Source organism: Mammaliicoccus sp. FSL K6-3158 (genome assembly GCF_038005105.1).
GTDB lineage: Bacteria > Bacillota > Bacilli > Staphylococcales > Staphylococcaceae > Mammaliicoccus > Mammaliicoccus sciuri.
This window is the reverse complement of sequence record NZ_JBBOSL010000001.1, coordinates 2072000-2096792: the sequence shown is the minus strand read 5'-3', so window position 1 is coordinate 2096792 and position 24793 is coordinate 2072000. Positions and strand designations below refer to the sequence as shown.

Here is a 24793-nt window from a genome sequence, read left to right as displayed (position 1 = left end):
ACATCACTCCTTATAATAGAATATAGCGACTGTGCCACTACCAGTATGTGAACATATAACTGGGCCAATATTTGAAATGACAACATCTTGAGGTGAAAGTGATGATTGTATCAGTGCTTTAATTTTTTCAGCTTCTTCAATATCATCAGCATGTGTCATATAAATAATATCATCAGAGTAATCACTATTTTCGTTTTGCATTTTATCTATAATGGCATGCCATAATTTTTTAGAACCACGAAATTTCTCAATCGGAACAAGTTTGCCTTCTTCAACATGAAGAAGTGGCTTGATATTTAATAAGTTACCTAAAAATGCTTGTCCTTTAGAAAGTCTGCCACCACTTGCTAAATAGTTTAAATCTTTAACTGTAAATAGGTGTCTAATTTTATCAATGCGTTCTTTAATATAAGCATCAAGCTCTTCAAAAGTATATGACTGTTCAATTTTATCTTGTACATCGAGAATTAATTTACCGCATCCCATTGATGCACTTAGTGTGTCGTATATTGTTAAATCAAGGTCTGGGTATGTTTCTTTCACTTGTTCTTTAACTAAACAAGCCGTTTGATATGTCCCGCTTAAAGCACTACTAAAAGCTAAGTAAATGGCTTTTTCTTTCTTTTCAGCAACTTCAGTAAATACTTTTGTCATTTGTTCCATAGTAGCTTGATTCGTTTTTGGATGTTTATTGTTTTTGATTGCTGCTAATACTTCTTCGTTTGAGATTTCATATTGATCAACTTTATTTTGATCATCAATGACAATTCCGAAAGGTAAGAAGTAAAATCCTTTTTCTTCAATTTGAGATAACGTTATATCTGAACCACTATCTACGATCATTTTCATGTAAAAACCCCCTTACATATTTAAGTCAAAATGTTTGTTTAAGTATTTTCCGATACCATCATTATTATTAGTGTCTGTAACTTCTGTTGCAATTTCTTTAAGTTCTGGAATAGCATTTCCCATTGCGATACCATAATTGGCAAATTGAATCATTTCAAAATCATTATCTTCATCACCAAAAGCAATAATATTATCAAAATCTATATCTAAATATTCAGCGACATATTTTACCGCTTTACCTTTGTTAATACCCTTTTTAACAATTTCAATAACAGGAAATGGAGCGCCCCAACGACGATGTTCTATAAATTCAGCATAGTGCCTATTTAAATGTCTTTTAATACGTGGAATCTCACTTTCTTCTGCTTGAATTAATAGACTCGTAGGAGATTCAGGAAGTAATTGATCAAGTTCTCCATATTTTATTTCAGGATTCCCCATGCTGAATCCTTCAAATAGTGATTGATCATAGTTGTTGATATACACTTGGTCTTTAACTTCAGCAATAATATTTTTAATATCAAGTTGACTAATATCTTTATAAATTTTGTATGCGATACGAGTATCAAATTGCTCATGTTTCGTTGGGAACCTATTATCTGTTGGATGATGAATATAAGCACCATTAAAATTAATGATAGGGGTATTCATATTCATTGCGTTGTAATAATCCACACTTGCTCGATATGGTCTACCAGTTGAAATCATAATTTCATGACCGGATTTTTTTAAATACTGTAATACTCTTTTAGTAAAAGGTGAGATGCGCTTTTCATCGTTTAACAATGTGCCATCTAAATCTAAACAAATTAAATGTTTTTCCATATCGATAACTCCTTACCATTTTTTCTTTATGATACATACAATAATATCATATCATTTTCTTTAACCCATGCTTTAAATTTGATATATTATATATAGTAACTTTTAGAATGAGGTGAAAATATGGAAGAAGCAATGAAAGATAGTATTATCGGTGCACTTGAAAATGTAATTGACCCTGAATTAGGAATTGACATAGTTAACTTAGGTCTTGTATATAACGTTGACTTAGACGACGAAGGATTATGCACAGTAGAAATGACGTTAACTTCTATGGGTTGTCCAATGGGGCCACAAATTATAGATCAGGTTAAAACTGCATTAGCAGAATTACCTGAAATTAAAGAAACAGAAGTTAACATTGTCTGGAATCCACCATGGGGCAAAGACAAAATGTCACGTTACGCTAAAATTGCATTAGGTGTAAGCTAAAAGTAATCAAAAAGCAGTAGAGCATCATGTTTAGAACATGCATCTCTACTGCTTTTGTTGTTTATAGTTACTTGAATGAAATTAATTATTAGTAGACTTTGTTTTCTTATACTTATCTGAAATCAAAGCATAAATGATATAAAATATAACGAATATCAATATGATAGTAGTAACAGGATTCAAAGGCTTGTTATTAAAAATGGCATTATAAAATAAATCTATAGAATAGGCTAAACAACATAAACCTAGAATAATCCAGATTAAGTTTTTCATTGATATCCTCCTTATTGAATAAAGGTTTTAAAATCTTAATACTTATTCTATCCTACATATAGATAAAGGACAATTTTCGCAATTGATGGCTCTCTTTAAATAATCTAAGTCGTGTATGGTGATTTTTTTATGATTGATGGAGACGATTTTCTCTTTCTTTAAATTACTCAACATACGGTTAACACTTTCTCTTGTTACATTACAAAAATTGGCTAATTCATGATTAGTTAAATCTACATTGATCAAAATGCTATTACCATCTTGTATGCCATAGGTATTTGCTAATTTAATCAATATCGAATAGAACGCACCCGTTTTCCCAAGTGTATATACATCTCTAATTTGATATTCATTTTTTTCGTTTTCATTCTGTACCCATAGTAACCATTCATATTTAAGCACTTCATCGTTTAAAATGGCTTCTTCGAATTGTACTTTAGGAATACTAAATACGACAGCTGCTTCTTTTACTCTTGCTGAAAGGCTATGTGTCTTTCTTCCACAAAATAATGTTGTCGACCCGAAAATACTATGCCTGCCTAATAGTTTAGTATTAAATTCTTTCCCGTCTTCCATTACGCGATGTGTAATGACTTTTCCCTCTACAATTACATAAATATGATTACATAAGTCTCCAGTATGGTATATATAATGGTGGGCATTAAAATGGTGTCGTTGACCATGTTGAATAATATACTCAATAATTGAAGTTGCCTCTATATATGTAGTTTGCAAAAGATCACTTCCCCTTATGATTTCACTTATAGTTTACCATAAAATGTCATAAAAAAGGTTTGTAATTTTGGTGCTTTATATTTGTCAAAGAAGGTCAAAAGGTATATAATCAAATTAAGGTCAAAGATAGTCAAACTATCGGCCGTTGAAAATTTAAAGAGGTGATACATTTGGATATTAATCAGATGACATATTCCGTACAAAGTGCAATTGAACAAGCACAACAATTATCACAATCATATCAACTACAAAATATTGAAATAGAAGCTGTATTACTAGCAGCATTAAATGAAGATGAAAGTATTTATAAAAGAACGCTTGAAAGAGCAAATATTGATACAGAAATTTTAAAAGATAAATATGAACAAAAGCTAAAACAATATTCTGTAGTTAAAGGTGATAACGTCCAATATGGACAATATATTTCGCCAAAGCTTAATGAATTATTTATTAAAGCAGATAAAATTAAAGAAGAAATGCAAGACGACTATATGTCTATGGAGCATATTTTAAAAGCAGCCATCGAAGTTGACCAAACAACAATCGATATTGTAGGCAATAAAAAAGAAGTCGTTAATGAAATTATTAATAAAATAAGAGGAGGGAATCGTGTGACATCACAAAATCCTGAAGTACAATACGAAGCACTATCTAAATATGGTAGAGATTTAGTCGAAGAAGTTCGAAAAGGGAAAATGGATCCTGTAATCGGTAGAGATGAGGAAATTCGTAATACGATTCGTATATTAAGTAGAAAAACTAAAAATAACCCAGTATTAATAGGCGAGCCTGGTGTTGGTAAAACAGCCATTGTAGAAGGACTTGCTCAACGAATTGTTAAAAGAGATGTTCCTGAATCACTATTAGATAAAACAATTTTTGAATTAGATTTATCAGCACTAGTAGCTGGTGCCAAATTCCGTGGTGAATTTGAAGAAAGATTAAAAGCAGTCTTAAAAGAAGTTAAAGAATCTGAAGGAAGAATTTTATTATTCATTGATGAAATTCACATGTTAGTTGGCGCAGGTAAAACAGATGGTGCAATGGATGCAGGTAACATGCTTAAACCAATGTTAGCAAGAGGTGAGTTACACTGTATCGGTGCAACAACTTTAAATGAATATCGTCAATACATTGAAAAAGACTCAGCATTAGAAAGACGTTTCCAAAAAGTAAACGTTAAAGAACCTGACTTAGAAGATACTATATCAATTTTAAGAGGTTTGAAAGAAAGATATGAAGTACACCATGGTGTTCGTATTCAAGATAGAGCATTAGTGGCAGCAACGGAATTATCAGATAGATATATTACAGATAGATTCTTACCAGACAAAGCGATAGATTTAGTAGACCAAGCTTGTGCAACAATACGTACAGAAATGGGTTCTAATCCAACTGAATTAGATGCTGTAAATAGACGTGTGATGCAGTTAGAAATTGAAGAAAATGCACTTAAATCAGAATCTGATCAAAGCAGTCAAATTCGTCTAGAAGAATTACAAAAAGAATTAGCCGATGAAAAAGAAAAACAACAACAATTACAAAGTAAAGTTGAACAAGAGAAAGAACAAATCAAATCATTACAAGATAAAAGAGCAGAATTAGATGAAAGTAAACAAGCGCTCGAAAATGCAGAAAATCAATATGATTTAGCTAAAGCAGCAGAACTTAAACACGGCAAGATTCCACAAATAGAAGCAGAATTAAAAGAATTAGAAGAAGCATTTGCTGAAGAAACAGGTTCAGATCATGACCGACTTATTAGAGAAGTTGTAACAGATGAAGAAATTGGTTATATCGTCAGTCAATGGACAGGTATTCCAGTATCAAGACTTGTTGAAACTGAAAGAGAAAAATTACTTAAACTTTCAGACATTCTACATGAAAGAGTTGTCGGTCAAGATGAAGCAGTAGATTTAGTGTCAGATGCTGTTGTAAGAGCAAGAGCAGGTATTAAAGATCCGAATAGACCAATTGGTAGTTTCTTATTCTTAGGTCCTACTGGTGTCGGTAAAACTGAATTAGCTAAGACATTAGCAGCAACATTATTCGATTCTGAAAAACATATGATCAGAATAGATATGAGTGAATATATGGAAAAACACTCTGTAGCACGTTTGATTGGTGCTCCTCCAGGTTATGTAGGTTATGAAGAAGGTGGCCAATTAACAGAAGCGGTTAGAAGACAACCATATTCAGTTATTTTATTAGATGAAATTGAAAAAGCACACAATGATGTGTTTAATGTACTACTTCAATTATTAGATGAAGGCAGATTGACAGATGCAAAAGGTCGCAGTGTTGATTTTAAAAATACAATTATCATTATGACAAGTAACATTGGATCACAATATTTATTAGATGGCGTTACTGAAAATGGTGAAATTGAAGAATCAGCTAAAAAACAAGTGAACGACAGCTTACATGCTTACTTTAAACCAGAAATATTAAACAGAATGGATGATATTGTATTATTCAAACCACTTTCTATTAAAGATATGAGTCATATCGTAGATCATATTATTACAAACTTAAACATTCGATTAGTAGACCAACACATCAAAGTGAGTGTAGATCAAGATGTGAAAGAGTGGATAGCTGAAGAAGCATATGAACCACAATTTGGTGCAAGACCATTGAAACGATTTGTACAACGACAAATTGAAACTCCTTTAGCAAGATTAATGATCGGTCAAGAATTAAAAGAAGGTACAATAGTAAACGTACACTTAGTAGATGGTGAAGTTAAATTTGAAGTAAATGCATAATAAAGAATCCCGTCATGTAATTGGCGGGATTTTTTTGGTGATGTGTATAAGATAGTTAAGAAGTAATTAGCAAGTTTGGTAAGAAGTGTTCACAACGCCCCAGTTATGAACAAGTTTGGTAAGAAGTGTTCACAACGCCTCAGTTATGAACAAGTTTGGCGAGAAGTGTTCACTAGACCCTCGTTATGAACAAGTTTGGCGAGAAGTGTTCACAAGACCCCCGTTATGAACAAGTTTGGTAAGAAGTGTTCACAACGCCTCAGTTATGAACAAGTTTGGTAAGAAGTGTTCACAACGCCCACGTTCACACGTTGAATATCAGCTAAAAATTATATAGTTGATGACAAACAAAAAATCCCGTCATATAATTGACGGGATTTTTTATGAATGTTGTGTACTTTGTTTATCCGAAGTAGATTTACCAACTAAAGCATCTAAAAGAATAATAACAACTGTAAAAATGATTGCATAAATAGTTGGACTAACAAAATTTAGCGCTTCATCTGAACCACCTAAACTATGTAAAACAAAGTTTATCATTTGTGATAATAAGAATGCCCATATAAAAGTTAAGATGTATTGCATTTTTTATCCTCCGTAACTGTTAATGTCATATCATTTATTATAATTAACTTTTTATAAATTGTATACCTTATATGATGAAAACGATTTAAATATTTTTAAAAGTGAGTCTGTGCTTGTGTAAAATGGTACAAGTATGTTAAATTAGTACCTGATAATAACAACAGATTATAAGAAGGTGTCAATATAATGGATATTGGTATAAAAGGTTTTGGTGCATATGCGCCTAAACGAGTGGTAAAAAATGAACATTTTGAAAGTTATTTAGATACATCAGATGAATGGATTACAAAAATGACAGGAATAAAAGAAAGACGTTTTGCTGATGATACTGAAGATACTAGTGATTTGGCATATGAAGCTGCGGTTAGAGCGATTGAAGATTCAGGTATAGATAAAGAAGAAATCGAAATGATCATCGTAGCAACTTCAACAGGGGATAAACCATTTCCAACTGTAGCAACAACGTTACAGAAGAGATTAGGTTTAAATAAAGTACCTTCTATGGATCAACTTGCTGCATGTACTGGTTTTATTTATGGTATAGTAACTGCACAACAATTTGTACAATCTGGTCTTTATAAAAATGTATTAGTAGTTGGTGCTGATAAACTAACGAAAATTACAGATATGAATGACAGAAGTACAGCGATATTATTTGGTGATGGTGCTGGCGCAGCAATCATTGGCGAAGTATCAGAAGGTAAAGGTATACTAAGTGTCGAGCTTGGTTCAGATGGTAATGGTGGACCATACCTATATCAAGATATGGATGCTAATACAATCCAAATGAATGGACGAGAAGTCTTTAAGTTTGCAGTTAGAATTATGGGTGAAGCATCAACTAAAGCAGTAGAAAAAGCAGGTCTACAATCAGATGACATCGATATGTTTGTGCCACATCAAGCTAATATTAGAATTATGGAATCTGCTCGTGAAAGATTAGGTATTGCTAAAGAGAAGATGAGTGTAACTGTAGATAGATACGGGAATACATCTGCAGCTTCAATACCCTTAAGTATTGCATATGAATTAGAACAAGGTAAAATAAAAGATAACGATACAATAGTCCTAGTTGGATTTGGTGGCGGCCTGACTTGGGGTGCCATAACGTTACGCTGGGGTAAATAGGAGGAAATTGGATAATGACAGAGAAAAAACGTGTTGTAATGACTGGTTTAGGTACATTAAATCCTTTAGGAAATGACGTGCCTACTACTTGGGAAAATGCAATTAACGGTAAAAACGGCATAGACGAAGTAACAAGGATTGATGTTTCTGAATTTCCAGCTAAATTAGCGGGTGAATTGAAAGATTTCAATATTGATGATCATATTCCGAAAAAAGATGCTCGTAAAATGGATAGATTTACGCAATATGCAATTGTGGCCGCTCGTGAAGCGCTAAAAGATTCTAAATATGAAATTACAGATGAAAATAGTCACCGTGTAGGTGTTTGGATTGGTTCAGGTATTGGTGGTATGGAAACATTCGAATACTCACACAATATGCTTTTAAAACGTGGTCCAAAACGTGTAAGTCCTTTCTTCGTACCAATGATGATTCCAGATATGGCAACTGGTCAAGTATCTATAGATTTAGGTGCTAAAGGACCAAACGGTTGTACAGTTACAGCTTGTGCAACAGGTACAAACTCTATTGGTGATGCATTCAAAATCATCCAACGTGGTGATGCTGATGTTATGTTAGCTGGTGGAACAGAGGCACCTATAACAGAAATGGCTATGGCAGGTTTCAGTGCGAATAAAGCATTATCTACAAATCCTGATAAAAATACAGCGTGTCGTCCTTTCCAAGAAGGAAGAGATGGCTTCATCATGGGTGAAGGTGCTGGTGTAGTCGTATTAGAATCATTAGAATCAGCTGAAGCACGTGGTGCACATATTTATGCTGAGGTTGTAGGTTATGGATCAACTGGGGATGCATTCCATATAACAGCACCATCTCCAAATGGAGAAGGCGGTGCTCGTGCAATGCAAGAAGCCATTAAAGATGCTGGTATTAAACCAGAAGATATCCAATATTTAAATGCACACGGAACAAGTACGCCAATTGGTGATTTATATGAAGTATTAGCTATTAAATCAACTTTCGGTGATGCAGCTAAGAACTTAAAAGTAAGTTCAACTAAATCAATGATGGGTCATTTACTTGGTGCAACTGGTGCAGTTGAATCAATCTTAACGGCTTTATCAATTGAAAATAGTATTGTTGCTCCGACAATTAATGCAAATACACCAGATCCAGAAATCGATTTAGACTATACGCCTAATGAAGCGGCTAAGTTAGATATTGAGTACGCTATGAGTAACAGTCTAGGCTTTGGTGGGCATAATGCAGTATTAGTATTCAAGAAATATCAAAAATAGACTATAAAAAAAGCAGAAATACCAATAAAAGTTGGTGTTTCTGCTTTTTATTTATGAAAATTATTAAACGATAAACCCTAGAAAGATTGAGATAATAAAAAATAACGTACTTAATACGACAAAAGGTAATACCCAGTTATGTATTGTTCTTTCTTTTAAATGTAGTTCTTTCATATTTGGATTCATGATTTCATCGTCTTTCAAATAATCTTGTGACGCTTTAGATTTCATATGAAAATTAAACTTCCGAACTGCTTGTCTAGAAACTTCTCCAACGCCATCTTGTTTCATCGCAACAATCCAACTTGCCGCAAAAGCAAATGTCATGATGTAAAAGTATATATTAGCTGCTTGATATAGGTCTTTTAAAAAGATAAGACAAAGGACAGCGAATAGGCCAATATAACCTATAGTAAAAATACCCCAAAATTTCATTATTACCTACCTCTTATTATTAGATTTAAGTGTATTATAACAGATTAGAAAAAAATATTTATGTTTTGTGGAACTTAATAAAAAAATAAGTGTAATTTTACTTATGTATAATTATTGTATGCTACTACATAGTAAATGACTGAAAATTAGAAAAAATAGGTAATAAGTAATAATATACTGTATATTTATTCCTTATAAGTGAATATTACTGTCGCGTTGTCGCTTTATCGTAATAAATTAATTGGCTTTTTTGATTAGTTTCATATTCAAAATTCTGAATATTCGTGTTGATTTACATTGTATAAATTCTGTATAATGTATATAAATATTTCTGAATATTAAAAGAAATATGAATTCGATAAGGGGATTGGAGGCAAAACAATGGTTAGGTATACTTTGAAACGTATTATTTATATGTTCATATCATTGTTTTTAATTATGACGATAACATTTTTCTTAATGAAATTGTTACCGGGTTCACCGTACAACGATGAGAAATTATCAGAAGAGCAGAAGGTTATTATAAATGAAAAGTATGGTTTGAATGATCCTGTACCAGTACAATACGCGAACTATTTAAAAAATGTCGCGAAAGGTGATTTTGGTATTTCATTCCAATACGATAACAGAGAGGTTTGGAGTTTAATTAAACCTAGACTTGGACCATCTGTAGAAATGGGTACATATGCGATGATTTTAGGAACTATTACTGGTTTATTATTAGGTATAGTTGCTGCAATCAGGCAAAATACAATAGTAGACTATGGGGCCACCTTCCTATCGGTAATATTTATTTCAGTTCCATCATTCGTTCTAGCTGTATTACTACAATATGTATTTGCTGTTGAATGGCAAATATTCCCTGTAGCAGGTTGGAGTGGATTTATGACTGCTGTATTACCATCAATTGCATTAGCAGCAGGTGTAACAGCAACAATTGCACGTTATATTCGTTCTGAAATGATTGAGGTCCTAAGTTCTGATTACATAGAATTAGCAAGAGCTAAGGGGATGTCAAGTGCACGTGTTATCTTTGGACATGCAGTACGTAATGGATTAATTCCTATTATTACAATTATCGTGCCAATGCTAGCCGGTATCTTAACAGGTACTTTGACAATTGAAAATATATTCGGCGTTCCTGGTTTAGGTGACCAATTCGTTCGATCAATACAAACAAATGACTATCCAGTCATTATGGCTTTAACGCTACTATTCAGTTTCTTATTTATTATTTCAATCTTTTTAGTTGATGTACTTTACGGATTAGTAGATCCAAGAATCCGTGTTGAAGGAGGTAAAAAATAATGGCTAATAATGATGATAACAAGTTAAATAATAGCGGTTATGATAACGCCTCTGTCACACACTCAACACAAGGTATGCCAGCAGAAAGCTTCGTATTACATGGAAGAGATAAAGTAGTAGAAGAGAAATTTGAAAGAAAAAGTCGTACATTTTGGCAAGATGCTTGGAAACAACTTGTAGGGAACAGACTAGCGATTATTGGTTTAATATTCCTTGTCTTACTGACAGTTATTTCTTTAGTAGGTCCTTTAATGAATGATCATAAGTTTAGTGATCAAAACGTTTCACATGCGAACTTACCACCGAAAATACCAGTATTAGATAAAGTACCGTTCTTACCATTTGATGGGACGGATAGAGATGGCTTTGACTTATATGAAAGTCAAAACGTTCAAGAAAATTACTGGTTCGGTACGGATGAACTTGGACGTGACTTATGGACACGTACTTGGAGAGGTACACAAGTATCCTTATTCATAGGTGTTGTTGCAGCAGCTTTAGATATCTTTATCGGTGTTATTTATGGTGCTGTATCAGGTTACTTCGGGGGAAGAATAGATGATATTTTACAACGTATTGTAGAAATACTTTCTTCTATTCCAAACTTAATTGTCGTAATTTTATTCGTATTACTATTTGATCCATCTATTTGGACAATTATTTTAGCCATGTCTGTAACAGGTTGGCTCGGCATGAGTCGTATTGTACGTGGACAATTCTTGAAAATTAAAGAACAAGAATTCGTAATGGCATCTAGAACATTAGGGGTTTCTAACTTTAAATTAATCTTTAAACATATTTTACCGAATACACTTGGCCCAATTATTGTAACATCTATGTTTACTGTTCCAAGTGCAATTTTCTTCGAAGCATTCTTAAGCTTCATTGGATTAGGTATTCCTGCACCACAAGCATCACTAGGTTCATTAGTTGATACAGGTAGAAAAATGTTGCTGATTTACCCACATGAATTATTCGTACCAGCAACAGTATTAAGTTTATTAATCTTATTCTTCTACTTATTCAGTGATGGTTTAAGAGATGCGTTTGACCCTAAAATGCGTAAATAAGGAGGAAATTAATTATGGCTAAGAGAATATTAGAAGTAAATAACTTACATGTTTCCTTCGACATTGACGCGGGGGAAGTACAAGCAGTAAGAGGTGTAGACTTTTATTTAGATAAAGGGGAAACACTAGCAATAGTTGGAGAATCAGGTTCTGGTAAATCTGTTACGACTAAAGCATTAACACGCTTACTGCCGAAAAAAGTAGGTAGAATTAAAGATGGTTCCATTTTGTTTGACGGGAAAGATATTGCAAAATTAAGCGAAAAAGAAATGCAGAAGATTCGTGGTAAAGAGATTGGTATGATATTCCAAGATCCTATGACTTCACTCAACCCAACAATGAAAATTGGTAAGCAAGTCATGGAACCACTTATTAAGCATCAAAAATTATCGAAACAAGATGCGAAAAAACGTGCATTAGATATTTTAAATTTAGTAGGTTTACCGAAAGCAAAAGAAAGATTTAATAACTATCCTCACCAATTTTCAGGTGGTCAAAGACAAAGGATTGTTATTGCAACAGCATTAGCTTGTGACCCTAAAATCTTAATTGCAGATGAACCTACAACAGCATTAGACGTAACCATTCAAGCACAAATTTTAGAATTGATGAAAGAATTACAACATAAAATAGATACTTCTATTATCTTTATTACACATGACTTAGGTGTAGTAGCAAACGTGGCAGATAGAGTAGCAGTTATGTATGGTGGACAAATTGTAGAAACAGGTTCAGTTGATGAAATTTTCTATAATCCTAAACATCCATACACATGGGGTTTACTATCATCAATGCCAAGTTTAGAAACATCTCATGATACTGAACTTTTGGCTATTCCTGGAACACCACCAGATTTAATCAAGCCACCTGTTGGAGATGCATTTGCTAGACGTAGTGAATATGCCTTAGATATTGACTTTAAGGAAGAGCCACCTTGGTTCCAAATTTCACCTACACACTTTGTGAAGTCATGGTTGTTAGATGAAAGAGCACCTAAAGTAGAATTACCAGAAGCTGTTAAATTAAAACAAAAAGCAACACCAGATCAATTTGACAAGCCAAAACGTGTAGAAAGGGTGACGTTCTAATGGCTGATAAAAAAGAAGTACTCATTGATGTTCAAAATTTAAAGCAATATTTCAACGTAGGGAAGAAAAATGAGGTAAAAGCAGTAGATGATATATCATTTCAAATATTTAAAGGTGAAACATTAGGTTTAGTTGGCGAGTCTGGTTGTGGTAAATCTACAACGGGGCGCACACTTATTAAACTATATGATGCAACTGACGGGAAAGTCATCTTTGATAACGTTGATATACAAAATATCAAAAAGCGTAAAGACTTATTACGATTTAATCGTCGTATGCAAATGATTTTTCAAGATCCATATGCATCATTAAATCCACGTCTTAAAGTTATGGATATTATTGCTGAAGGATTAGATGTTCACAAACTAGTTTCAAGTAAAGAAGAAAGAAAAAAACGTGTTTACGAGTTGCTTGAAACAGTTGGTTTAAATAAAGAGCATGCTAATAGATATCCACATGAGTTCTCTGGTGGACAAAGACAAAGGTTAGGAATTGCGCGTGCATTAGCTGTTGAACCAGAATTCATTATTGCAGATGAACCAATCTCTGCACTTGATGTTTCGATTCAAGCACAAGTTGTTAACTTAATGCAAAAGCTACAAGATGAAAAAGGCATTACGTTCTTATTCATCGCCCATGATTTATCAATGGTTAAATATATTTCAGATAGAATTGGTGTGATGTACTTTGGTAAATTGGTTGAACTTGGACCATCTGACCAAATTTATAAGCATCCTCAACATGAATATACAAAATCATTATTATCAGCGATTCCGTTACCAGACCCTGATTCGGAACGAACAAGAACAAGATCTTCGTATAATCCAGATATACATAAATATGAAGACGACGACAAACTAGAATTAAGAGAAGTAGGTCCGGATCACTTTGTATATTGTTCTGAAAAAGAATTTGCTGAGAAGAAAGCCAACTATAATAAAGACTTCGATTTAACAGAAGCATAACTTTATATTAAAAATAATATTATATTCATTTTTTAGATTTATAAGGTTTTTGAAGGTTTTATTTTGCATTATTTCAATTGTTTGAAAATTGTATGGATTACTATTGTTTTTCATACATTTTTAAAATATAATAAAATTACAAATCTTCTGAATAATTCAGGAGAAAGAAAACAAGGGGGAAAAGCTATATGAGGAAAAAGATTTCGGTTTTATTGTCAATACTCGTTGCAGCTGTTTTAACGTTAGCAGCATGTAGTGGTGGCGGTTCTAAAAGTGACGAAGGTGGTAAAGGCGGCGTTAAGAGCGAAAAGTCTGAAAACGTCTTAAACTTATCTTCAACATCAGATATTCCAACTATGGATTCATCTTTAGCTACAGACCAAGTATCATTCTTTACATTTAACCAAACTTTAGAAGGATTATATGTATTAGATAAAGATGATAATCCTGCACCAGGTGTAGCAGAAGCAGATCCAGAAAAATCTGCAGACGGCAAAACTTGGACGATTAAATTAAGAGACAATGCAAAATGGTCAAATGGTGATCCAGTAACAGCGCATGACTTCGTTTATGCTTGGCAAAGAACTGTAGATCCAGACACAGCAGCTGAATATGCATATATGTTTGAAAATATCGAGAATGCTAAAGACATCACTGCAGGTAAGAAAAAACCTGAAGAATTAGGTGTTAAAGCAATTGATGATAAAACTTTAGAAATTAAATTAATTAAAGACGTTCCATGGATGCAAAGTCTATTTGCTTTCGGTTCATTCATGCCTCAAAATGAAAAATTCGTTGAGAAGCAAGGTAAGAAATTCGGGACTACTGCAGATGCTACTTTATCAAACGGTCCATTCATTATGAAAGAATGGAAAACTGAAGATAACTGGAAGCTTGTACCTAACAAAGAATATTGGGATAAAGACAAAGTTAAACTTAAAGAAGTTAACTATAAAGTTGTAAAAGAAGTTCAAACAGCTATCAACATGTACCAAACTGGTAAATTAGATACTGTTGGATTAGATGCATCAAACGTTACAAAATACAAAGACAGAGAAGATTTCTCTACTCAATTAAATTCTTCAAACTATTTCTTTAGAATTAACAAAACTAAGAATAAAGATTTAGCAAATGAAGATTTAAGAAAAGCATTCGCAAAATCTATTGATAAAGAACAATATGTTAAATCATTATTAAACAACGGTTCTGTACCTTCAGATAAATTAATGGTTAAAGATTTTGTTAAAGATGAAGACGGTAAAGACTACATCGATGGCGTTAAATCTCCATTGGGCTATGACAAAGAAGAAGCTAAGAAATTATTAGAAAAAGCTAAAAAAGCAACTGGTAAAGATAAATTCAACATCGAATTATTAACTTATGATGCTGATGAATCTAAAAAAGCAGCTGAATTCGTTAAAGAGCAAGTTGAGAAAAACTTACCAGGTGTAACATTAAAAATTAAACAACAACCGTTCAAACAAAAATTAGCATTAGAATCTAAAGGCGATTATGACATTTCATTTGCTGGTTGGGGTCCTGACTATCCAGACTCAACTACGTTCTTAGATTTATTTAAGAAAAATAGTCCACATAACCAAACAGGATATGCAAATGCTGAGTACGATAAAGCATTAGAAGAAGCTAATTCTGATGAAATGTTAAAAGATGAAAATAGTGAAAAACGTACTAAATTATTACAAGATGCAGAAACTAAATTCTTAGACTCAGCTTCAATTGGACCACTTTACCAACAAGGTGTCGCACGTTTACGTCAACCTTACGTTAAAAACTGGCAACCACATAAATTCGGTGGAGACTACTCACTTAAAGAAGTAGAAATCGCTGGAGCTAAATAAAAGTGAATGAAAGCAATCAATGGAAACATTGGTTGCTTTTCTTTATATTTTCACGATGTTTGACACAATAATGAGGAGGCGCATTAAAAATGAAAAAGTATAAAGTTATATTTATGATAGTTGTCTCATTAATGCTTATTTTGTCAGCGTGTAGTAATGATAAAGATGAAAAAGGTAGCAATATTAAACAATCCAAATCTAAAAATGAGCTGAATTTATCATCAGGTGATGATATACCAACTATGGATCCATCATTAGCGGCTGACCAAGTATCATTTACAACTTTTGCTCAAACATTAGAAGGCTTATACGTATTAGATAAAAATGATAAACCTATACCAGGTATTGCAAAAGATAAACCTAAAAAGTCTAGCGATGGGAAAACATGGACGATTCAATTAAGAGATAATGCTAAATGGTCTAACGGAGATCCAGTAACTGCACATGATTTTGTATATGCATGGCAAAGGTCAGTGGACCCAGATACAGCTGCAGAATTTGCATATATGTTTGAAAATATAGAGAATGCAAAAGAGATTACACAAGGTGATAAAAAGCCTGAAGAATTAGGTGTTAAAGCGATTGATGATCACACACTTCAAATTAAACTCATTAAAGATGTGCCTTGGATGGAAAGTTTATTAGCATTCGGTTCATATATGCCTCAAAATGAAAAATTTGTTGAAAAGCAAGGTGACAAATTTGGAACAACAGCTAAGACGACATTATCTAATGGACCATATAAATTAACAGAGTGGAAACCAGAAGATAAATGGAAGCTTGAAAAGAATGACGAATATTGGGATAAAGATAAAGTAAAAGTTAAAGACGTGAACGTTAAAGTTGTTAAAAATACGCAAACGGCCATTAATATGTATCAAACAGGTAAGTTAGACATGGTTGGGTTAGATGCACAAAACATTAAAAAATATAAAGACAGAGAAGATTTTTCTACTGAAGCAACATCAGGTAGTTACTTCTTCAGAATTAATAAAGAGAAAAATGAGAACTTAAAAAATGAAGATTTAAGAAAAGCAATCGCGAAATCAATAGATAAGAAATCTTATGTGAATTCGTTGTTGAATAATGGTTCTAAACCGTTAGATACATTAATGATTAAAGACTTCGTGAAAGATAGCGACGATAAAGATTATACAGAAGGTGTGAAGTCGTCTCTAAGCTATAACAAAAAAGATGCAAAAGAACATCTTGAAAAAGCGAAAAAAGACTTAGGTAAAGATAAATTTACAATTGAATTGCTAACGTATGATGAAGACGAATCTAAAAAAGCAGGAGAATTTGTAAAAGAACAAGTTGAGAAAAATTTACCTGGTGTAACGTTAAAAATTAAACAACAACCATTTAAACAAAAACTCGCACTTGAGTCTAAAAAAGACTTTGATATTTCATTTGCAGGTTGGTTCCCAGATTATCCAGATCCAACAACATTCTTAGATTTATTTACATCAGATTCACCGCATAACCAAACAGGGTATGCTAACAAAGCATATGATAAAGCGTTAGAAGAAGCCAATTCAGATGAAATGTTGAAACCAGAAAATAGCGATAAACGTATTAAAGCATTACAAGATGCAGAATCAGAATTTTTAGATTCAGCATCTATATCTCCATTATTCCAAACAGGTTCTGCAAGATTAAGACAGCCATATATTAAAAATTGGCAAAATCATAAATACGGTGGAGATTACACATTAAAAGGCGTTGAAATAGAAGGCGCAAAATAAACACTAGGAATAAACCTTACAAATACACAATATTTGTAAGGTTTATTTTATAATATTATTTCATAATCTTTATTAAATCCTAAAAATTGTATTTCTTGATAACTTATGTTGCGACACAAACAAATTAACATTATAATTGAAGAAAGTTCAGAAATGACTGAATTTTCAAAAATTGAATAAGGGGAAATGTTTATGAAAAACAAACATGCAAGGTGGAGCTTTTTAGTATTTCTGTCGATAATTTTACTTTTATCGGCATGTAGTGGTGGAAACGGAAAGGATAAAAGTGACAGTTCTGCAGGGGATGGCAAAAAGTTACGATTAATTTCTATTTCGGATATTCCATCAATGGATTCATCTTTAGCAACTGATGCTGTGTCTTTTGATGCATTAAATAATACGATGGAAGGGTTGTATAAGTTAGACAAAAATGACAAAGCGATTCCGGGTATTGCAAAGGGTGATCCTAAAAAATCTAAAGACGGTTTGACATGGACGATTGAATTAAGAGATGCAAAGTGGTCGAATGGCGATAAAGTTACTGCAGATGATTTCGTATATGCTTGGCGTAAATTAGTTGATCCAAAGACTGCTTCTGAGTATGCATTTATTATGTTTGATATTGAAAATGCCGAAGATATTAACAAAGGTGATAAGAAGCCTGAAGAATTAGGTGTTAAAGCGATTGATGACAAAACATTAGAAATTAAACTTAATCGTGAATTACCTTATTACCAAGAATTATTGTCATTCGGTTCATTTTTACCGCAAAATGAAAAATTCGTAAAAGAAAAAGGCGATAAATACGGTACAACTGCTGAAGATACTCTATACAATGGACCGTTTACGTTATCTGACTGGAAGACAGAAGATAATTATACTTTAACTAAGAACAAAGAATATTGGGATAAAGGTAATGTGAAATTAGATAGTGTGAATTTTAAAGTTGTTAAAGAGCCTCAAACAGCTCTAAATATGTATAACGCAGGGGATGTAGATGAAGCACTTATCCCAGCAGAAAATGTTAAGAAATATAAAAATGATAAAGCTTATAACACAGAACTTGAATCAAGAGTTTACTTTATGAGAATGAATCAAAAAGATGTACCTGAATTCAAAAATAAAGATTTAAGAATGGCAATCGCACAATCAATTGATAGAGAACAATATGTTAAGAGTAATTTAAACAATGGTTCTAAAGCAGCAAACTCATTAGTACCTACAGAATTTGTAAAGGATACTAAAGGAGAAGACTATACAAAAGGTGTTAAAACAGATAATAAATTCAATAAAGCAGAAGCTAAGAAACATTTAGAAGCTGCTAAGAAAGAACTTGGTAAAGATGAATTTACTTTTGAATTATTAACTTATGACCAAGACAACGCTAAAAAAGATGCTGAATACTTTAAAGAGCAAATTGAGCAAAACTTACCAGGTGTAACAATCAAAGTTAAACAACAGCCTTATAAGCAAAAATTAAAATTAGAAGCAAACATGGATTATCAAATTTCATTCGGTAGATGGGGCCCAGATTACCCAGATGCTATGACGTTCTTAGAATTATTTACAAGTGATAATGTGATGAATGAAACTGGTTGGAAGAATAAAGAATATGATAGCAAAATTAACGATGCGGGAGATAAATTGTTAGATAAAGAACAAGAACGTGTTGAAGCTATGCAAGATGCTGAATCATTATTGTTAGATGAAGCGGTTATTGTACCTATTTATCAACAAGGGAATGCAAGATTAACGCAAAGTTATGTGAAAGATATTGAAAGACATAAGTTTGGTGGAGATACAGATTTAAAACATGCCTATGTTCAAAAGTAACAAATCTGTAGTTTAACTAAATATAAACTAAGGGGATGAGTTACATGTCTAAAATATTAAAAGTTTTAACAATGATGTTAGTAGCGGTACTCATATTGAGTGCATGTTCGTCGGGTGGCGGTAGTAAGGGTAAGAGTGATGAAACGCTAGACTTACAAATTAATGGTGATGTACCCACGATGGATTCAGCTATGGCAACAGATGGTTTATCATTTGATATGTTCTTCCAAACAATGGAAGGTCTCTACACATTAGATAAAGATGATAAAGCAATACCAGCAGTAGCAAAAGGTGACCCGAAAATTATGAACGATGGTAAGAAGTGGACGATTAAATTAAGAGATGATGCAAAATGGTCAAATGGCGATCCAGTAACGGCACATGATTTTGTCTTTGCTTGGAGAAAAGTTGTAGATCCAGATACTGCATCTGAATATGCATATATCTTATACGATATTAAAAATGCAGAAGAAATTAATTCAGGAGATAAAAAGCCTGAAGAACTTGGTGTTAAAGCAGTAGATGATCATACATTAGAATTTGAACTAACGAAATCATTACCATACTATAAAGAATTATTGTCATTCGGTACATTTATGCCACAAAATGAAAAATTCGTTAAAAAACAAGGTGACAAGTATGGTACAACAGTCAAAACAACATTATATAATGGACCATTCAAAATGACTGACTGGAAAACAGATGATAAAGTTACGTTAGAAAAAAATGATGATTACTGGGATAAAGATAAAGTTAAATTAAATAAAGTTAACTACAAAGTCGTTAAAGAAGCTTCAACAGCTGTAAATTTATATGAAACTAATAAATTGGATATTGTAGATTTACCAGCAGAGCAAGTTAAGAAATATAAAGATGACAAAGCATTTAATACAGAATTAGATACCGTAACGTATTACTTCAAATTAAATGAAGATACAGTACCTGAATTCAAGAATGAAGACTTTAGACTAGCATTTGCTAAAGCAATTGATAAAGAAGCATACGTAAAAAATAACTTGAACAACGGTTCTATTCCAACAGATAACTTTGTACCAAAAGATTTTGTTAAAGATAGTAAAGGTAAGGAATATCAAGATGGCGTGAAAAATACGAACCAATATAATGTTAAAGAAGCAAAAGAACATTATGAAAAAGCTAAAAAAGCATTAGGTAAAGATAAATTTACAATTGAGCTTATGACTTATGATAAAGATACAGCTAAACGAGATGCTGAATACTTTAAAGAACAATTAGAGAAGAATTTAGATGGTGTTACGATTAAAATTAAACAACAACCATTTAAACAAAAACTTGATCTTGTATCAAAAGGTGAATATGAAATGTCACTAGAAAACTGGATTCCAGATTATCCAGATCCAATGACATTCTTAGAACTTTATGTTACAGACGGTTCTCATAATAATACTGGCTGGTCTAATAAAGAATATGATAGTATTATTAAAGCAGCAGACTCATCATTAGCAAGCAATCCTGACAAACGACTTTCAGAATTACAAAGAGCTGAAGGTATGTTATTAAATGAAGCGGGTATTGTACCACTTTATCAAGTAGGTGTAGCACAACTTCAAAAACCTAACGTTAAAAACGTAGTGAACCACCAATTCGGAGGCGTTTCTACATTAAAAGAAGCTTATATTGAAAAATAGGACATTAAAAAAGCAGTAGAAATTCACTTAAATGTGAGTTTCTACTGCTTTTTATATTGGAGATGAATCTGGTAGTTTGGCACGCACGAAGACTGAGAAATATCGTGCGCTAGGGTACAAAATCAGGGTGTAACGCACGAAGACTAGGAGATATCATGCGTTATAGGGTGAAAAAAGGGTGTAACGCACGAAGACTGAGAGATATCGTGCGTTATAGGGTGAAAAAGGGGTGTAACGCACGAAGACTGAGAGATATCGTGCGTTATAATAATCAAATATAATCTAGCATAAAAAAAAGAGATGGTCACGACCATCTCTTTTTATAATTATTTTCTTTTTCTACCTAATCCTATAGCGTTTTCCATCTTTTTCAATGTTTTATTGGCTACGAAACTTGCTTTATCTCTTCCTTTATCAAGTATTTCATCTAATACTTCTTTGTTTTCATAATAATAATTGAATTTTTCTTGGAATTCTACAAGGAATTTCTTAACTTCTTCAGCTAAGTCTCCTTTGAAATCGCCATATCCTTTATCAGCATATTGTGCTTCTAATTCTTCAATTGATTGACCTGATAGGCTAGAGTATATCACGAGTAAATTACTGATACCTGGTTTGTTTTCTTTATCATATTTAACGATGCCATCAGAATCTGTAACAGCACTTTTAATTTTCTTAGCTGCAACGTTTGGCTCATCTAATAATGAGATGAAGTTTTTTTGATTGTCATCACTTTTACTCATTTTTTTAGTTGGGTCCTGTAAGCTCATAATTCTAGCACCAAACTTAGGCATGTGAATTTCTGGCTTAATTAAAACATCATTATATTTCGTATTAAAGCGATCAACAACATTACGTGTTAATTCAATATGTTGTTTTTGGTCATCACCGACAGGTACGATATTCGTATTATATAGTACAATATCTGCTGCCATTAATGGTGGATAAGTTAATAGACCTGCTGGAATACCTTGAGATTGTTTTTGTGCTTTATCTTTATATTGCGTCATTCTTTCAAGTTCACCAATTGAACTGATTGTTGTTAATATCCAACCTGCTTGAATGTGTGCTGGTACTTCTGATTGGATGAATAGCGTTACTTTTTCTGGGTCTAGTCCAGATGCTAAGTAAATCGCAGCTAATTTACGAGTGTTTTCTCTTAATTTAAGTCTATCTTGAGGTACTGTAATTGCATGCTGATCTACGATGCAAAAAAAGCAGTCATAGTCGTGTTGAATCTCATTAAATTGTTTTAATGCGCCAATGTAGTTGCCTAAAGTAGGGATACCACTTGGTTGGATACCTGAAAATAAAGTTTCCATTAAAATTGCCTCTTTTCTACAAAATTTCTTTATATCATTATAACAGTATTTTATTCATTTGTAAGTTGTGTTATTCTAGTAATTAGATAAATATGTCGTCATAAACATATTCATCTATAATTTATGTGCTTTTTAATGAATTATTAGCAGTTTCTCATTTAATTTTAATCTTTGAGTTATATAATATATTTATAGCAATTAGATAAAGATTAAACCAAGTGAGCAATATATGTTTAACCTAGTAATATATAGGGTATATATAATTAAGTGTATTTTATCTTATAAGTTCACTGACGTTTAACATAAATAATATTCAATTAGGAGAGTGAGATGTATGGTAACATTATTTACTTCACCAAGTTGCACATCTTGCCGTAAAGCGAAAGCATGGTTACAAGAACATGACATTCCGTATACGGAGCGTAATATTTTTTCAGAACACTTAACATTAGATGAAATTAAATCAATCTTAAAGATGACAGAAGATGGAACAGACGAAATTATTTCAACTCGTTCTAAAACATATCAAAAATTAAATGTAGATATCGATGCATTACCTCTACAAGAATTATATACAATTATACAAGACAACCCAGGTTTATTACGTCGACCTATTATTTTAGATGATAAACGTTTACAAGTTGGTTATAACGAAGATGAAATTCGTCGTTTCTTACCAAGAAAAGTGCGTACATTCCAATTAATGGAAGCACAACGTATGGTTGACTAATTTAGTCTAATATTAACATTATAGCTCCTGTTTACAGGGGCTATTTTTGTACAATAAATTAATTGTGAATAGTTCGAACAAATTACTGTTAAAATGTACTTGTTTATAATACAATGAATGTACTATTCCTAGAGTAAGGGAGTGTGACATTATGAGAATAGAACGAATTGATGAAACAACGGTAAAATTATTTATAACTTATCAAGATATCGAAGCAAGAGGTTTCAAACGTGAAGATTTATGGACAAATCGTAAACGTGGCGAAGAATTTTTCTGGTCTATGATGGATGAAATCAATGATGAGGAAGAATTTGTCGTTGAAGGACCTTTGTGGATCCAAGTGCATGCATTTGAAAAGGGTGTTGAAGTAACAGTTTCTAAATCTAAAGGTGACGAACTGTTAAATATGACTGACGAGGAATCTAATGATCAATTAGAGTATCAAGTCAATGATTTCTTATCTCAAGCACTCGATTCTGATCAGAATATTGGAGATCTCTTGAATGATGAGAAAGAAGCTGAAAAACAATTTGTCCCTAAAGACATAGGCTTACTTGTAAGATTCGAAGAGTTAGAAGATATTATTGAATATGCACATTATAATGAACATAAAGATATTGTATTTACAGACTTATTATACATGTTAGATAACAAATATTATTATTATGTACAATTTGATCAAATAGATAGTGAAGACATTATTAATGACTTCTACGGACAATTACTTGAATATGCAAATCCAACTCAAGTGTCTAAATTATATCTAGATGATTATGCGAAAGTTGTCATGAGTTATAATGTTACGGGTCAAGTGAGAAGATATTTTGAACCTAAAAATTAAATAAGTAATTTTAGTACCTCTTTACGTTTTATATAGTAAAGAGGTGTTTTTTATGTTAATGGGACTTAATCAACATAATCAGTTAATATATGCACAACACGCTAAGACCAATGAAATTTATAGGTGCCCGGATTGTTTATCTGAACTCGTTATCAAGAAAGGAAAACATACTGTAGCGCACTTTGCTCATAAAGTAGATAGTTATTGTTTAAGAAATAGTTATAAGAAAGAATCTCTTGATCACATATCATCTAAACATCATATTTATGCATGCTTAAATGGGAAAGTTAACATAGATATGGAATATTATATATCTGAAATTGAACAAATTCCCGACATTATGATTAATAAAAATATTGTTGTCGAATTTCAATATTCACCTATTAGCTTTGATTTATTAATGGATAGGAGTGAAGGATTTCGATTAATGAATATAAAAGTGATTTGGATTGGTAAAAATATTAAATATCTGAATGGTATATTAACCCTCAGTTATTTTGAAGCAGCACTCATTAATCATAAAGAAAGAACACTTATAACTTATAATCCTGAAGAGCGTTTATTAATAAGATATGAATGTTTACAATCAATTGATAAACATAGATTTATCGGTTATAGACGGGAAATTCAATGGGACCATTTATTAGAAGATTATCCGTTAAAGAAAATACCAAATTTAGCATTAACGGATATGGCTTACCAAGAATATTTAACTAAATGTAGGAAACAGAAGAATGTATTAGAACCGACGCTATCGTTATTATATAATGCTCGCTTAATACATAAGAAGAGACGCCCGATTATTGGCATTATTGTACCTGAACAAATATATTTTTTAACACATTGTATTACATGGCAATCATACTTATTTTTAGAAATGAAAAATAAGACATTTACTTTTGAAAAATTTTATCAGTTCATAGAATTTAGATCATTTTATGATTGTCATTATTCTAAGAAAGAAATCCTATTGAGCGCCTTTTACTCATATATTTCAATTATAAAACGAAAGGCTATTTCACGTGCAAAATGGACTAATTAATGAGAAAATTATAAATATGAAATATTAAGGAGGCTAT

At 32.3% G+C, this 24793-nt stretch carries 21 protein-coding genes; 15 read left to right on the top strand and 6 right to left on the bottom strand.

All coding sequences use genetic code 11. From position 1 onward, the window contains the following. Positions 1–3: 3 nt before the first annotated feature. Positions 4–849 carry a DegV family protein gene (locus MHH94_RS10525; protein ID WP_088592452.1) on the bottom strand — a complete coding sequence of 282 codons (846 nt, stop codon included), beginning with the start codon at positions 847–849 and terminating at the stop codon, positions 4–6. Positions 850–861: 12 nt separating this feature from the next. Next, positions 862–1674, bottom strand: a complete 813-nt coding sequence (locus MHH94_RS10520) for a Cof-type HAD-IIB family hydrolase (RefSeq protein ID WP_058591468.1) — start codon at positions 1672–1674, stop codon at positions 862–864. A 120-nt stretch (positions 1675–1794) separates the two neighbouring features. Between MHH94_RS10520 and MHH94_RS10515 the strand changes: the two genes are divergently transcribed. Continuing rightward, positions 1795–2103, top strand: a complete 309-nt coding sequence (locus MHH94_RS10515; RefSeq protein WP_037588867.1) for a metal-sulfur cluster assembly factor — start codon at positions 1795–1797, stop codon at positions 2101–2103. A gap of 315 nt (positions 2104–2418) precedes the next feature. Here MHH94_RS10515 and MHH94_RS10510 read toward each other — a convergent pair whose 3' ends face one another. Further along, complete coding sequence (locus MHH94_RS10510) at positions 2419–3111, bottom strand: Crp/Fnr family transcriptional regulator (RefSeq protein WP_058591467.1); 693 nt, start codon at positions 3109–3111, stop codon at positions 2419–2421. Between the two features lie 170 nt (positions 3112–3281). Between MHH94_RS10510 and clpB the strand changes: the two genes are divergently transcribed. After that, complete coding sequence (gene clpB, locus MHH94_RS10505; protein ID WP_058591466.1) at positions 3282–5879, top strand: ATP-dependent chaperone ClpB; 2598 nt, start codon at positions 3282–3284, stop codon at positions 5877–5879. Between the two features lie 381 nt (positions 5880–6260). On the opposite strand, the gene MHH94_RS10500 is transcribed toward clpB, so the two are convergent. Beyond that, on the bottom strand, positions 6261–6464 hold the full coding sequence (locus tag MHH94_RS10500; RefSeq protein WP_048541988.1) for a YjzD family protein: 204 nt from the start codon (positions 6462–6464) through the stop codon (positions 6261–6263). A gap of 186 nt (positions 6465–6650) precedes the next feature. On the opposite strand from MHH94_RS10500, the gene MHH94_RS10495 reads away from it, so the two are divergent. Both MHH94_RS10495 and fabF read left to right on the top strand, forming a co-directional pair. Continuing rightward, complete coding sequence (locus MHH94_RS10495; RefSeq protein ID WP_058592522.1) at positions 6651–7592, top strand: beta-ketoacyl-ACP synthase III; 942 nt, start codon at positions 6651–6653, stop codon at positions 7590–7592. Between the two features lie 14 nt (positions 7593–7606). Continuing rightward, positions 7607–8851 carry a beta-ketoacyl-ACP synthase II gene (fabF, locus tag MHH94_RS10490; RefSeq protein ID WP_058592521.1) on the top strand — a complete coding sequence of 415 codons (1245 nt, stop codon included), beginning with the start codon at positions 7607–7609 and terminating at the stop codon, positions 8849–8851. Positions 8852–8914: 63 nt separating this feature from the next. Here the strand turns inward: fabF and MHH94_RS10485 are convergent, their stop codons facing one another. Then, positions 8915–9286: a DUF3899 domain-containing protein gene (locus tag MHH94_RS10485; protein WP_106417729.1), complete on the bottom strand. Its 372-nt coding sequence runs from the start codon at positions 9284–9286 to the stop codon at positions 8915–8917. Between the two features lie 381 nt (positions 9287–9667). Here MHH94_RS10485 and opp3b point away from each other — a divergent pair, with 381 nt between their 5' ends. From opp3b to MHH94_RS10445, 8 genes are all read left to right on the top strand, one after another. After that, positions 9668–10594 (top strand): oligopeptide ABC transporter permease, encoded by a 927-nt coding sequence (gene opp3b, locus MHH94_RS10480; protein ID WP_025905684.1) that lies wholly within the window; start codon positions 9668–9670, stop codon positions 10592–10594. Next, the gene (gene opp3C / locus MHH94_RS10475; RefSeq protein WP_058592519.1) at positions 10594–11664 is read left to right on the top strand and encodes an oligopeptide ABC transporter permease; all 1071 of its coding nucleotides are present in this window, start codon (positions 10594–10596) and stop codon (positions 11662–11664) included. Before opp3b ends, opp3C begins: the two co-directional genes overlap by 1 nt. A 14-nt stretch (positions 11665–11678) precedes the next feature. Beyond that, positions 11679–12752: an ABC transporter ATP-binding protein gene (locus MHH94_RS10470; protein ID WP_049319851.1), complete on the top strand. Its 1074-nt coding sequence runs from the start codon at positions 11679–11681 to the stop codon at positions 12750–12752. After that, a complete protein-coding gene (locus MHH94_RS10465) occupies positions 12752–13717 on the top strand; it encodes an ABC transporter ATP-binding protein (protein ID WP_048541993.1) in 966 nt (321 codons plus the stop codon). Before MHH94_RS10470 ends, MHH94_RS10465 begins: the two co-directional genes overlap by 1 nt. Positions 13718–13905: 188 nt before the next feature. Further along, the gene (locus tag MHH94_RS10460) at positions 13906–15576 is read left to right on the top strand and encodes a peptide ABC transporter substrate-binding protein (RefSeq protein ID WP_058592518.1); all 1671 of its coding nucleotides are present in this window, start codon (positions 13906–13908) and stop codon (positions 15574–15576) included. Positions 15577–15665: 89 nt separating this feature from the next. Next, entirely contained in the window at positions 15666–17321 is a 1656-nt protein-coding gene (locus MHH94_RS10455) for a peptide ABC transporter substrate-binding protein (RefSeq protein ID WP_107609412.1), read from the top strand. A 192-nt stretch (positions 17322–17513) separates the two neighbouring features. Beyond that, positions 17514–19154 (top strand): peptide ABC transporter substrate-binding protein, encoded by a 1641-nt coding sequence (locus MHH94_RS10450; protein ID WP_340841031.1) that lies wholly within the window; start codon positions 17514–17516, stop codon positions 19152–19154. 44 nt (positions 19155–19198) lie between these two features. Further along, complete coding sequence (locus MHH94_RS10445) at positions 19199–20821, top strand: peptide ABC transporter substrate-binding protein (protein WP_078355603.1); 1623 nt, start codon at positions 19199–19201, stop codon at positions 20819–20821. A gap of 326 nt (positions 20822–21147) precedes the next feature. Here the strand turns inward: MHH94_RS10445 and trpS are convergent, their stop codons facing one another. After that, a complete protein-coding gene (gene trpS / locus MHH94_RS10440) occupies positions 21148–22143 on the bottom strand; it encodes a tryptophan--tRNA ligase (protein ID WP_048542003.1) in 996 nt (331 codons plus the stop codon). A gap of 334 nt (positions 22144–22477) precedes the next feature. On the opposite strand from trpS, the gene spxA reads away from it, so the two are divergent. The 3 genes from spxA (at position 22478) to MHH94_RS10425 (ending at position 24756) form a co-directional block, all read left to right on the top strand. Next, complete coding sequence (gene spxA / locus MHH94_RS10435; RefSeq protein ID WP_025905673.1) at positions 22478–22873, top strand: transcriptional regulator SpxA; 396 nt, start codon at positions 22478–22480, stop codon at positions 22871–22873. A 151-nt stretch (positions 22874–23024) separates the two neighbouring features. Then, positions 23025–23714, top strand: a complete 690-nt coding sequence (mecA, locus tag MHH94_RS10430; protein ID WP_048542004.1) for an adaptor protein MecA — start codon at positions 23025–23027, stop codon at positions 23712–23714. Between the two features lie 52 nt (positions 23715–23766). Next, entirely contained in the window at positions 23767–24756 is a 990-nt protein-coding gene (locus MHH94_RS10425) for a competence protein CoiA (protein ID WP_058592512.1), read from the top strand. Positions 24757–24793: the final 37 nt, after the last annotated feature.